Origin of the sequence: Pelagicoccus mobilis, from assembly GCF_016595505.1 — a bacterium.
Lineage (GTDB): Bacteria > Verrucomicrobiota > Verrucomicrobiia > Opitutales > Opitutaceae > Pelagicoccus > Pelagicoccus mobilis.
Genome location: NZ_JAENIL010000002.1, coordinates 240,353 through 252,024, shown reverse-complemented (window position 1 = coordinate 252,024; position 11,672 = coordinate 240,353). Strand labels below are relative to the sequence as shown.

The 11,672-nt window shown below is 56.9% G+C and carries 12 protein-coding genes; all 12 read right to left on the bottom strand.

Going from position 1 to position 11,672, the window contains the following annotated elements; genetic code table 11:
• A partial coding sequence (locus JIN87_RS28875) for an ArsR family transcriptional regulator (RefSeq protein ID WP_200353776.1) occupies window positions 1-141 on the bottom strand: 141 nt, incomplete at its 3' end.
• Window positions 142-192: 51 nt separating this feature from the next.
• Window positions 193-615: an arsenate reductase ArsC gene (locus JIN87_RS01700; RefSeq protein WP_200353775.1), complete on the bottom strand. Its 423-nt coding sequence runs from the start codon at window positions 613-615 to the stop codon at window positions 193-195.
• 188 nt (window positions 616-803) lie between these two features.
• Window positions 804-2,549, bottom strand: a complete 1,746-nt coding sequence (gene arsA / locus JIN87_RS01695) for an arsenical pump-driving ATPase (RefSeq protein ID WP_200353774.1) — start codon at window positions 2,547-2,549, stop codon at window positions 804-806.
• Window positions 2,550-2,594: 45 nt separating this feature from the next.
• A complete protein-coding gene (gene arsD / locus JIN87_RS01690; RefSeq protein ID WP_200353773.1) occupies window positions 2,595-3,047 on the bottom strand; it encodes an arsenite efflux transporter metallochaperone ArsD in 453 nt (150 codons plus the stop codon).
• Window positions 3,048-3,119: 72 nt separating this feature from the next.
• Entirely contained in the window at window positions 3,120-3,581 is a 462-nt protein-coding gene (locus JIN87_RS01685) for a hypothetical protein (RefSeq protein ID WP_200353772.1), read from the bottom strand.
• Between the two features lie 281 nt (window positions 3,582-3,862).
• Window positions 3,863-5,260: a chromosomal replication initiator protein DnaA gene (gene dnaA / locus JIN87_RS01680; protein ID WP_200353771.1), complete on the bottom strand. Its 1,398-nt coding sequence runs from the start codon at window positions 5,258-5,260 to the stop codon at window positions 3,863-3,865.
• 494 nt (window positions 5,261-5,754) lie between these two features.
• Entirely contained in the window at window positions 5,755-6,717 is a 963-nt protein-coding gene (hprK, locus tag JIN87_RS01675) for an HPr(Ser) kinase/phosphatase (protein WP_200353770.1), read from the bottom strand.
• A gap of 119 nt (window positions 6,718-6,836) precedes the next feature.
• Window positions 6,837-7,622 (bottom strand): LPS export ABC transporter ATP-binding protein, encoded by a 786-nt coding sequence (lptB, locus tag JIN87_RS01670; RefSeq protein WP_200353769.1) that lies wholly within the window; start codon window positions 7,620-7,622, stop codon window positions 6,837-6,839.
• Window positions 7,619-8,293 carry an LptA/OstA family protein gene (locus tag JIN87_RS01665; RefSeq protein ID WP_200353768.1) on the bottom strand — a complete coding sequence of 225 codons (675 nt, stop codon included), beginning with the start codon at window positions 8,291-8,293 and terminating at the stop codon, window positions 7,619-7,621. Before JIN87_RS01665 ends, lptB begins: the two co-directional genes overlap by 4 nt.
• A complete protein-coding gene (locus JIN87_RS01660) occupies window positions 8,290-8,733 on the bottom strand; it encodes a hypothetical protein (RefSeq protein ID WP_200353767.1) in 444 nt (147 codons plus the stop codon). The genes JIN87_RS01665 and JIN87_RS01660 overlap by 4 nt, the downstream gene beginning before the upstream one ends.
• A 186-nt stretch (window positions 8,734-8,919) precedes the next feature.
• The gene (locus JIN87_RS01655; RefSeq protein ID WP_200353766.1) at window positions 8,920-9,432 is read right to left on the bottom strand and encodes a KdsC family phosphatase; all 513 of its coding nucleotides are present in this window, start codon (window positions 9,430-9,432) and stop codon (window positions 8,920-8,922) included.
• A 152-nt stretch (window positions 9,433-9,584) separates the two neighbouring features.
• Entirely contained in the window at window positions 9,585-11,654 is a 2,070-nt protein-coding gene (locus JIN87_RS01650) for an alpha-ketoacid dehydrogenase subunit alpha/beta (protein WP_200353765.1), read from the bottom strand.
• Window positions 11,655-11,672: the final 18 nt, after the last annotated feature.

Genomic DNA, 11,672 nt, shown 5'->3' with positions numbered 1-11,672 from the left:
GAGCTGTTTCGAGATTTTTGGCTGGGGAAGTTGCAGCGCTTCCTGTACGTGGCATACGCAGAGGGGGCCGCCTCGTAGCAGGTTGAGGATGCGTAGGCGAGTTTCGTCGGCGAGCGCCTTGTAGATGGGTACGGGGTCCATGGTGAATATTCGAATGATAAGATGGCCGCTGGGGACAGCGGCCGCTACCTTTTAGTTTTCTTTAAGCCCGGAGGCGTAGGCTTCGAAGACGAGTTTGATTTCGTCACGGATACGGCGGAATGCGTCGACGAGCTCTTCGCCTTCGCGTTGAGCGTGAGGTGGATCCTCGAAGCCCCAGTGGTAACGGTTCACGAGACCGGGGAAGGTAGGGCAAGCTTGGTCTGCGTTGCCGCAAACTGTAATGACTGTGTCGATACCTGCTTCCAGGAATTGGTCGAGGTGCTTGGAGGAATGGCCGGACATGTCTATGCCGAGTTCGGTCATGACTTCGATGGCTTGCGGGTGTACGTAGCCGGCTGGTTTTGCTCCCGCGGAGTGGACTTCGTAGCCCTCGCCGAGGGCGTTTCGTAGAATGCCTTCAGCCATGTGGCTACGGCAGGAATTGCCTGTGCAGAGGATTAGGATCTTTTTCATTTGCTTCTGAGACTCTCCAGCAAGTCCATGCCTTCGTGCTCTCGCTCTAATTTCGGCTACAAACTCATGCGGTCACCTTTCCGTACCCTCCGGGTACGCTTCGGATCGCAGCCTGAGTTTCTATCTCGAAATAGTGCGTCGATCACTGGACAGCGACTTGCTGGAAAGTCTCGTTGTATTTTTGGTGGTTAACAAATCGATGTTTGATGAATGGTGGGTGTTGCTGTCCAAGGACAGGTTGCGTATTGGGTGGCGTGCTTGGTGGCGACTTCATGGATGAAGCTGCGCTCGTATGCTGCTTTGGCCAGCAGTTTCGGGTCTTTCGTCTCACTCGATTCGATACACTGGTTTACGACCCAAGCGGCAGGTTCGATGCCTGCTCTTCGAAGGTCGCTTTGCAGTTGAGCTGCTTCGTGCACAGGGGTTGCTTCTGGCAGAGCGACGATGAGTGTTTTTGTGAAATCCGGATCTCGTAGTCTTGGCAAAAGCTGTTGGACCGCTTCCGGCAGCGACTGGCTGTTCTTCATGACTTCGCGGTGGTAAGCCTCGGTCGTATCGAGAAGCAAAAGGGTGTGTCCTGTGGGAGCGGTGTCGAGTACTACGAACTGCTCCTCGCCCTTGGCCACCTCGTGGGCGAATGCGGTAAAGACGGCGATTTCCTCGATACAAGGGGAGCTGAGCTCCTCTTCTAGCAACGCGAGTCCGTTTGCATCGAGGCTGTCGCGGCTCGATTCAAGTACGGATTCGACGTGTTGTCTGGTGACTTCTTTGGGATCAATGGCGCTTATGGTTAGCGGCAGATCTTTGTTCGCGATCAGGTCTTCAATGTGGTTCGCGGGATCAGTAGTTGTGAGGTGGGTACACTTGCCGCGAGCTGCTAGCTCTAGGGCGATTCGTTTGGCGAGAGTGGTTTTCCCGACACCTCCTTTTCCCATTGTCATGATGACGCCACTTTCTTGGGTCGCGAATTGATCGACTAGATCATTTATTCGTGGCTGGTTTATTTGCTCCTCTGTTGCAGGGCGGGGCGTTGCGGTGTCGTTGTTTTTTGAATATAGATCTCGCAGTCGATTGATGCCTGTGAGTCCGGAGATGCGATAGGGGGATTGGAAACGGGGGAGTTGGGCGAGGCGTTCTGGGATTTGCTGGAGAGCGGTGGTGGCTTGCTCCTCCATGGAACTGGCCAATGCATCGCTAGGATCTTCGGCTTGGAAGACTGCGTTTACGATTAGGGTTTGGCGAGTGATGCCAAGATCGGCGAGTTCCGCTCGAGCCCGTTCGGCTTCCTTGAGAGAGGGGAGATCGGCTCTTGTGACGAGGGCGATGGTTGTTTGCTTCGGGTCCTGGAGTGATCGCAGGGCCCGCTCGTAGATTTCCTTTTGGTCGGCGAGACCGGAGAGGGGACCAAGGCAGGTAGAGCCGGTTTTGTTTTCGGCGATAAAGTCGTTCCAAGCGGCTGGCAGGGCCAGAAGGCGGAGGGTATGGCCGGTGGGAGCTGTATCCAAAATGACGTAGTCGTAGTTCTCTACCTTTTCGGGAGTCCCGAGCAGATTCGAAAACTCGTTGAAGCTCGCGATTTCTGTGGTGCAGGCGCCGGAGAGCTGCTCCTCTATGTTTTTAACGGTCGCTTCGGGAAGCAGTCCGCGAATGGGACCCACGATGCGTTCGCGGTACTCGCGAGCGGCTGCGTCGGGATCGATGTTGAGGGCGTGCAGCTTCGGGTTGGACTCGATCGGAGTGGGTGCGTTGGAGAGTTGGGTCTCCAGGACCTCGTCCAAGTTCGATGCGGGATCGGTGCTGACGAGCAGCACGGAGTTCCCTTGATCGGCGAGCGTGACGGCGGTGGCGCTAGCGAGCGATGTTTTGCCGACTCCTCCTTTTCCGGTGAAGAAGAGGAAGCGAGTGGCGTGTGAGAGGAATTCGGATACGTGCATTTTCAGACGCAACGTGTGTGGTTGGCTTGGTGAAGCCGGCCTGTTTTAGCAGCAGCCGGTTGAAGGATCGCAACAGGCGTCCTTGGCGGGACTTGCTTGAGGCGCGTTGACTTTGACGAAGGTCATAGGCGCTTTGTCCTCTTGCTCTGAGCAGCAGGAGCTATCTTCCGAGCAACAGGCGGGGGCGGCTGAAAGGTCGATTTGCAGAAGCTTCTCCAGCTGATGCTGAGTTGGATAGACGCCCCTGAAGTTGGCTTTGCCGTTTACGAAGATCATGGGCAAAGAGGATTCTCCGTGCGTTTCCAGCACGGTCTTTACGATGGTGTTTTGGGCGAAAGCGAGTGGCTCTTGAGCTAGATTGTAGCGTTTGACGGCGATGCCAACTGACTTGAGCGTTTCGACGCAAGCGGCGAATTCAGCGAGGTCGGTATCGGGCGAAGGTCCACAAACGCCGGATGAACAACAGAGGGCTGGATCGTAAATCTCAACAGTATTCATGTTTCGGAATATTCGTTTGGCGGACTAATGCGTCAAGTCGAATATTCCGATTTAGGAATACGGTTGGGCTTGTTACATGCCTGCTTGGCTCTGCATCTGGCGTTGAAGCTCGAGCTGGAAGGCTTCGATGTCTTCGGGGCTTGGCTGGTACTCTTCTTGTTCGGGGTCGAGCCCGAGACGTCCATAGGGATCTACGGTCCAAGTGGCGCTGACGCCGTCGCTGAAAGTGACGGTACCGCTGAGGGCGGCGCCGGGGCGTTTGATTTTGTCGATTTCGACGGATACTGATCCGTCTCCTACGAGTTCGGCCTCGGCTGGCGTTGCTTCTGCGTCTTGGCCGGCTTCTTCCTCTTCTGGTTCTGGTTCCGGTTCGGGAGCTAGCTCTAGGTTCAGATCGTCCATCAGGAAGCGTACTTCCATGTAGGTCATAGGGACCTTGAACTCATCGACGATGAGGCGTTGTACATCGGCGATGCTTGCTCCTTCGGAGAGGATTTTTGCGACCTGGCTCTTTTGCTCGTTACTGAGAGACATAGGGGAACAGTGTACTGAGCGGAGCGACATTCAAGGAACAAAGTGACGCGACAACGTGTACTGAGCGAGTCGACTTTTTTTTGTCCAGCGAGTCTGTGTTTTAAGCTTTCGTTTGGCAGGGCGTGACGGCTCGGCACGCAGTAGAAATTTGATCCAGCAGCGCGGTCCGCCTCTACCTGCAAGATTGCCGGGAAAAGGAAACGCCTCCGCTGTTGGGCGGAGGCGTTTGGGGATCAAGGGTTTGTGGGGTAGAGGCGTGACGCGGCGGTTTCGCCTGTCGTCTATTTTGAAAGGATGCTTTTTAGGTACTCGACGGAGTGGCGGACGGAGTCGTCTTGCTCGACGAGGTTGTCGACCTGCTTGCATGCGTGAATGACTGTGCCGTGGTCGCGACCGCCGAAGGCTTCGCCGACTTCCTGAAGGGAGTGTTTGGTGAGCTCGCGGCTGAGGTACATGGCGATCTGGCGCGGCACGGCGATGTGGGCCGGGCGGCGGCGGGAGAGCATGTCTGAGTGGCGGAGCTCGAAGTACTCGGCGACTTTCTTTTGGATGGTGTCGATGTTGAGCTGCTGTTTGGCAGCTTCCATGAGCACGTCGCTGAGAAGTTGTTCGCAGATCTCGATGGTGAGCGGCTTGTTCGTGAGGGACGAGTAGCTGCAGACCTTGATGAGGGCGCCTTCGAGGCGGCGGATGTTCTTGGCGATGTGCTTGGCGATGAAGTGCAGGACTTCGTCGTTGATGTCGTAATTGTGCTGCAGCGCCTTCTTGCGAAGGATGGCCACGCGGGTTTCGAAATCGGGAGCCTGGATGTCGGTGACGAGTCCCCACTGGAAGCGGGAGACGAGGCGGCTTTCAAGCTTGGCGATTTCGTTGGCCGGGCGGTCGCTGGAGAGGAAGATCTGCTTTTGCGACTCGAAGAGGTCGTTGAAGGTGTGGAAGAATTCTTCCTGGATCCGCTCCTTACCGCTGAGGAATTGGACGTCGTCGATGAGGAGGACGTCTACGTTGCGGTAGCGCTGGCGGAACTTGGAAAGGGTGTTTTCCTGGATGGCGGAGATGAACTCGTTGGTGAACTTTTCCGAGGAAAGGTAGACGACTCGGGCGTCCGGGCGGTTTTGCAGGATGTGGTGGCCGACCGCGTGCATGAGGTGGGTCTTGCCGAGTCCTGTTTCGCCGTAGAGGAAGAGCGGGTTGTAGGCTCCGGCTGGAGAGGACGCGACCGCGATGGAGGCGGCGTGGGCCAGCTGGGAGTTGGAGCCGTTTACGAAGTTCTCGAAAGTGTTGCGTGGATTGAGGTTCGCTTCGCCTGTCTTGTGAGCGCGGTTGTTGGCGCGTGGACGTGGGGTCTCGGTGACGAGGCGTTCGCGTGGCGCGGCGACGGCGCTAGATTCGGCGACAGTTTCTTCTTCGGCCTCTGGAGCTGGAGCGTCGTTTGAGATAGAGACGCTCACGGGGTGACCGAGTTGGGCTTGGAAGGATTTGGCGATGAGGTCCAAATAGTTGTCGCTAATCCAATAGGCGGTGAAGGCGTTTTGCACGCCAAGCACTACATTTTCGCCTTTGGCTTCTAGGCATACCAAGTCTGTGAACCAGCTTTGGAAGATATCGGCGGGGAGAACTTGGGACAGTTCTGATTTCACTTTGTCCCAGAGGAGAGTCTGCTCAGTGAGCTGTGGCATGGGTTTACGTTAAAGCAGGCGGTTATTCACAGTGTTGTGGTTGGGAGGAGTCGGTTGGTTGTTCTTACGTCTTTGATGTCCTGCTTAGCGTAGTCTTGGGAATAAAATTCTGAGGGTAAGGGCAGGGGGATGTTCGGACTTCGCTAAGTGCCTGTTTGGCAGGTGTTTATTTTGGTTATGCTTGTTACTGGCTCTGGATCAAAGGGTTAGATGTCTCCGGTCTCCAATGAGGAATCTCTCGATGTGAAAGAGTGTGACAGTAACGTAAACTGAATCGGCTTTCTCAAGCCCTAGTTTTCGACAAGTTGTTAACACTCGTTTGCGGATAACTTTTTGTTGCTTTTTCGGGACGGGATCGAGGGTCGCTTTCTCCCGTAAACAACGGGACGGGAGTGACTTTCGGGGCTCGGAAACTGTTAAAATAGTGTTACGAAATGGCGGTTTCTGGCTCTGAAAAGTAAGTTTTTTTGTGGCGCTCCTGATGGTTTCCAGGATCAGGCGTTTTTGGACATGAACTCGATGAGGCGATCGTTGAATTCCTTGGCTGGATCGTGGCCGAGCAGCTTGAGGGCTTGCACCATGGCGGCGACTTCGACGAGGCGGGCGATGTCTCGACCGGGGCGCACGTAGAGTTCGATATGGGGTACTTCTAATCCGAGAATTGGGAAGAACTGTTGTTCGAGTCCGGTGCGGTCTTCTTCGACGTTAGGGTTCCACTCGATGAGGGAGATGACGAGGTCGATGCGTTTTTCGAGGCGGACGGAGCGTACGCCGAACATCTCGCCTACGTTGATGATGCCGATGCCGCGGCATTCCATGTGACCTCGATTGAGTTCCATGGAGGAGGCCATGAGTTCGCGCTCGTCGATGAGCTTGATGCGGGTCATGTCGTCGGCGACGATTTGGTGGCCGCGTTCGATGAGGGCGAGGGCGCACTCGGACTTGCCCACTCCGGAGGATCCGCGGATGAGGGCGCCGATGCCTTTGATATCCATCATGGTGCCGTGCTCGGTGGTCGACGGGGCGAATTCGCCGTCGATGGTGAGGGTGGCGGTGTTGATGAAGTTCATCGTGATCATGGCGGTGCGGAGAATGGGCAGGCTGCGTTTCTCGGCGAGCTCGAGCATCACGGGGAGGGGGTTGTAGTTTCGGGCGATGATGAGGCAGGGGATGCCTTTGCTGATCATCGCGTTGAATCGCTCGCGCACGACTTCCTGGTCGAGGCTGCGCAGGTAGGTCATCTCGGCGGCTCCGATGACTTGGAGGCGCTTGTTGGCGAAATATTTATAGAAGCCGGTGAGGGCGAGGGAGGGGCGGTTGACGCTGCCTTCTTTAATAATGCGGCGCAGGCCCCGTTTTCCGGCCACGACTTCGAGCTTTAGCAGCTCTTTGTGTTTCTCGAGGAATTCGCGGACGGAGATGCCGTCGATTCGTTTTACCGGCTTGGGGAGGGGCATGGAGGAGGATTTTAGGTTTTTAGGTGTTAGGACTTTGGGGATTTAGGCTTTGGGTTGTTTGAGGTGCGAGGTGATCTAGGAGCCTAAAGCCTAGACTGCTTTTGCCTAAGCTCCCTGCGTCACATGTTGAAGTTTTCGCCGAGGTAGATTTTTCGGCTTTGGGGATCGTTGACGAGGAAGTGTCGGTCGCCGCTGGCGAGGATCTCGCCTTTGTTGACGATGTAGGCTCGGTCGGTGATGGAGAGGGTGTCGCGTACGTTGTGGTCGGTGATGAGGATTCCGATGCCGCGGTCTTTGAGGCCGAGTACGATGCGCTGGACTTCGGAGACGTTGATGGGGTCGACGCCGGCGAAGGGTTCGTCCATGAGGAGGAAGTCGGGCTGGGTGACGAGGCAGCGGGCGATTTCGAGGCGTCGGCGCTCTCCTCCGGAGAGGGTGTAGGCTTTTTGCTTGGCGAGGGAGAGCAGGCCTAGGTCGTTTAGCTGTCGCTCGATGACTTCCTTTCTTTCCTTGCGGGTGAAGGGGATGGTTTCGGCGACGGCTTGGACGTTTTGCCAGACGGTGAGCTTTTTGAAGACGCTTGGCTCTTGGGCGAGGTAGCCGATGCCGAGTCGGGCGCGGCGGTGGATTTTGAGGTAGGCGACGTCTCGTCCGTTGAGGATGACGTTGCCCTTGGTCGATTCGACCAGGCCGGCGATCATGTAGAAGGTGGTGGTCTTGCCGGCTCCGTTGGGGCCGAGCAGTCCGACGACTTCGCCGGTGTGGACTTCGAGGTCGATGCCTTTGACTACGGTTTTGGCTCCGTAGGTTTTGACGAGACCTTTGGCGACGATGCTTTTGGCTACTTGTTGCGAATCGTCTTTGGGATTAGCTGAGGTATCGGCGGGAGCGGTGGCGTCTGTCATTGTTGCTTTTCGTCTTTGGGCTCCTCGGATGCTGTCTGTTCAGGCGCGTCTTCTTGGCTTGCTTCGGGTGATTCTTCTTCGGCTGTCTCGGCTTGATCGTCTTCGCTTTCTTCGCTTGGCGTAGGGACGGGGCCTTTGTCCTCGAAGCCGAGGTCGCCGATGGCTGAACTAGAAAGGCGGAGTTTCCGTGGGCCCTTTGCAACAATAGAAATACGTCCGTTGCCGCGGTCGAGCACGATTTCGTCTTCCGGGTTGTAGGTGACGATGCGTCCGCCGGGTTGCACGACGACGGGGTTGCCGGTGAGGACGATGCGTTCTTCGTTTGGTTTGACGATGGCTTTCTGGCAGGTTGCGGTTCGTTCTTCCTGAACGATGCGGACATTTCCGGAAGCTATGATTTCCTTGATGGCGCTGAACTTGCCGATGTTGCTCTTCTCTTCTGCCTCGCGAGTAGCGAAGACTTCGAGGTCGTCGCATTCTACCATCATGTTGGTAGCGGTGAGTTTGACGGAGTCGCTGAAGTGGAAGTATGCGTTTTCGCCGTCATTCTCTACTTGCAGGCGAACGGATTCGATCTCTGTCGCTACGGTGGGCTTGTCTGTCTTTTGGGCGAAGGTTGCCGTGGCGAGCGCGGCGGCAGCTAGGAGGGATAGTGGCAGGTGGGTTCTCATTTCAAAATGTCTCCGATTTCTTCGTACAGGACGACTTTCACGTCTTTGTTGAGGGTGATCTGTCGTTTTTCTCCGAGCCAGACCCATTCGTGGCCGGTGACCTCGAAGGCGTTTGTTTCCACGTGTAGTTCCCCGGGCCCGTAGGCGGAGGTGGAGTCGAAGTGGAAGACGGCGTGTGGGCTGGTGAGTTTGGCGACTTCGCGGTTGTTTTTGAAGTCGCCGGTGAATTGGGTCACTTGCATGCCTGTGATGCTGATTTGGGTCTCGCTTTTGTAAGTGACGAGGTCTCCCCAGAGTTGCCAAGCTCGGTTGCCTGCTTCGTCGAAGAGGGGGAGCTGGAATCCTTCGATGGAGGTGTCGGGACGAAGCTGTCCATAGGCGGCGATGGTCGCGAGTATGCCGGACAGGGCGAGTATTCGTGTTTTGGTGACGCGTAGCATTTTAAGGCGAACATTTTACCCACGAAGGGCACGAAGAGTCACGAAGGGTTGTTGCGGATGAATGATTTTTGCTTTTCTGGAGGGGGATTGGGCTGGATCTGCTGAGGACTCAGTCATGGCAGGAGTCTGGGAGGGCTTCGTGCGCCTTAGTGCTCTTGGTGAGCGAGAAAAATTCTTATTGGAGGGTCACTCTTGGGCAGACTTGAGGGCTTTGTAGATGTGGTTGCAGACTTCTCGGACGGCTCCGTTTCCGCCGGTCTTGGTGGTGACGTAGTCGGCGACGGCGAGGGCTTCTTCTTGGGCTTCGGGCACGGTGACGCCGATTCCGGCGTGCTTGATGGCGTCGACGTCGATCACGTCGTCTCCCATGTAGACGGCTTGGTGGGGCTCGAGTTCCAACTCGGTGAGCAGGTCTTTGAGGCCGGTGACTTTGTCGAGCTTGCCTTGTACGAGGTGTGGGATTTTGAGTTCTTTGGCTCTTACGGTGGTGGATTCGGAGTGGCGGCCGGAGATCCAGGCGAGGATGATGCCGGCGTCGCGGAGGCGGGCGAGTCCGAGTCCATCTATTATAGAGAAGCGTTTTGCTTCGGTGCCGTCGGAGTGGGTGTAGATGGTGCCGTCGGTGAGAATGCCGTCGACGTCCATGGCGAAGACTTTGATGGCGGACCAGTCGAGGGAGTTGGTGGATGTGTTTGGCATTTTGTTTTTTTGCCCACGAAGGGCACTAAGGGGCACGAAGTCTATGCAGTGCTTTTGTGCTGAGTTTTCTTTGTGGGCTTCGTGTTATTCGTGGGCGGTGTTTTCTTTTTCTTCGGGACGAAGTGGCCGCTGGGGACAGCGGCCGCTACCTCTTATTCGGCTTCGAGCCAGTCGATCATTTGGGTGAGGATGGAGTTTGTGCTGGGGCGGTAGTCGGCTTCGAGTTCGGCGGCGAAGGGGACGGGCATGTCTTGAGAGGTGATGCGCAGTGGCGGGGCTTCGAGGTCGAAGAATTGGCTTTCGGTGATTCGGGCGATGAGCTCGGCGGCGAAGCCGACGTTGCGGCGACTTTCGGTGATGACGACGAGGCGTCCGGTTTTGGCTACTGATTCCTGGATACGTTCGAGTTTGAGCGGGTTGAGGGCTCGGAGATCCCAGAGGTCGCAGCTGACGTCGTATTCTTTTTCCAGATACTGAACGGCTTCGTTGGCCCAGAGGGTCATCTCGCCGTAGGTGACTACAGTTGCGAAGTCGCCTTGGCGGCGGAGGGCGGGTTGCCAGATATCGCGGTAGTTAGGGTTGAAGGAAACGGGACCTTTGAGGAGGTTGTAGAGATTTTTGTGCTCGAAGTAGAGGACGGGGTTGTCGTCTTCGTAGGCGGCGAGCATGGCGTCGTAGGCGTCTTGCGGCGTGCTTGGGTAGAGGAGCTTGAGTCCTGGTATGTGCAGGTAGAGGGCTTCCAGATCTTGGGAGTGGAAGGAACCGAAGGTGAGGCCGGCGCCGCAGGGGAAGCGCATGACCATGGGGGCTTTGGCTCCGGAGCGGAAGTTGTAGGTGGCGGCGTTGAGGGTGATTTGGGTGGTGGCGTCGGTGGCGAAGTCGGCGAATTGGAATTCGACGATGGGACGGTGTCCGGTGACGGCTTGGCCGGTGGCGTAGCCGACCATGGCGGATTCGCAGATGGGGGTATTGATGACGCGACTACGGCCGTACTTGTTGAAGAGGTTTTTGGTGACCTTGAAGGGGCCTCCGTAGTCGGCGATGTCTTGGCCCATGACGAGCGACTCGGGGGAGTCGGCGAGAATTTTGTCGAGGGCTTTGTTGATGGCCAGGGCGAAGGTGAGCGGCTCTGCCGCTGGATCTTGGGTGTTGGGTACTGGGTCGTTGGCCCAGGTGACGGGGGTTGTGGTGGGGGAGAATACGTCGTCGATGAGGCCTTGGGGCTCGCACATGGGGAGCTTGAGGGCGTGGTTAACGGTGTCGTTTACGAAGGCTTTGAGCTCGGCTTCTTCGGCTTCGATTCGGTCGCCGTATCCTTGGGCGACGAGGCGTTCGCGGAGGTTTTTGAGGCAGTCTTCGTTGAACCACTTCTGGGTGAGTTCGGGATCGATGTAGTCGAGCGTGTCGTATCCGGCGTGACCGAGGAGGCGGAGGGTGTGCATCTCGATGAGCATGGGGCGGCCTGTTTCGCGGGTCTCGTCGATAGCCTCTTGGAAGATCTTGAGGTTTTCCTCGAGGTTGGCGACGTCGAGCTCGATGCCTTTGATGCCGTAGCCTTTTGCCCGGTCGACGAGCTTGCCTTGGAACTGCTCGTGAAGGGGGGTGGAGTAGGCGTAGTTGTTATTTTCGATGACGAAAATGACTGGGATGTTGAGCACGGAGGCGAGGTTTAGGCTCTCGTGGATTTCGCCGGTGGAGGAACCGCCGTCGCCGAAGAAGGTGATGCCGATGGCTTTGTGTCCTTTGCGGCGTTGGGAATCGGTGCCGCCGAGCACGTTGGAGGACATCTTGCCGAGGTGGCTGATCATGGGGAAGGAGCGGTTGGCGGGATCGCCGTGGTGGGCGTTGCCTTCGCGTCCTTTGGTGGGGCTGGCGGAGTTTCCGAGGAATTGGGAGACGTGGTCGCCGAGGTGGTCGGACCAGATGAGGTGTCCGGGCATGCCGCGGTGGGTCCAGGAGACGCAGTCGATGTCCTTGTCGAGCATGAGGGCGAGGGGGGCGACGAGGCCTTCGTTTCCGTCTGAGACGGTGACGGTGCCTTTCATTTTCCCTTGGCGGTAGAGCTCGAAGATGCGCTGGTCGGTGTAGCGGCTGTAGGTCATCCAGCGGAAGGCGAGGAGGATGTCTTCGTCGGTGGCTCCTGAGTCGGCGATTTTGAGATCGCGCTCGAGGAGGATGCTGGGCGTTTCTGGATAAGGGACCTTGCTGCGTGCGACGGACATTTAGAAGAGTGAGTGTGA

Coding starts and splice junctions, on each gene's coding strand:
- JIN87_RS01700 (WP_200353775.1), bottom strand. CDS start 615: ATGAAAAAGATCCTAATCCTCTGCACAGGCAATTCCTGCCGTAGCCAC.
- JIN87_RS01685 (WP_200353772.1), bottom strand. CDS start 3,581: ATGTCTCTCAGTAACGAGCAAAAGAGCCAGGTCGCAAAAATCCTCTCC.
- hprK (WP_200353770.1), bottom strand. CDS start 6,717: ATGCCCCTCCCCAAGCCGGTAAAACGAATCGACGGCATCTCCGTCCGC.
- arsA (WP_200353774.1), bottom strand. CDS start 2,549: ATGCACGTATCCGAATTCCTCTCACACGCCACTCGCTTCCTCTTCTTC.
- dnaA (WP_200353771.1), bottom strand. CDS start 5,260: ATGCCACAGCTCACTGAGCAGACTCTCCTCTGGGACAAAGTGAAATCA.
- arsD (WP_200353773.1), bottom strand. CDS start 3,047: ATGAATACTGTTGAGATTTACGATCCAGCCCTCTGTTGTTCATCCGGC.
- JIN87_RS01655 (WP_200353766.1), bottom strand. CDS start 9,432: ATGCCAAACACATCCACCAACTCCCTCGACTGGTCCGCCATCAAAGTC.
- JIN87_RS01650 (WP_200353765.1), bottom strand. CDS start 11,654: ATGTCCGTCGCACGCAGCAAGGTCCCTTATCCAGAAACGCCCAGCATC.
- lptB (WP_200353769.1), bottom strand. CDS start 7,622: ATGACAGACGCCACCGCTCCCGCCGATACCTCAGCTAATCCCAAAGAC.
- JIN87_RS01665 (WP_200353768.1), bottom strand. CDS start 8,293: ATGAGAACCCACCTGCCACTATCCCTCCTAGCTGCCGCCGCGCTCGCC.
- JIN87_RS01660 (WP_200353767.1), bottom strand. CDS start 8,733: ATGCTACGCGTCACCAAAACACGAATACTCGCCCTGTCCGGCATACTC.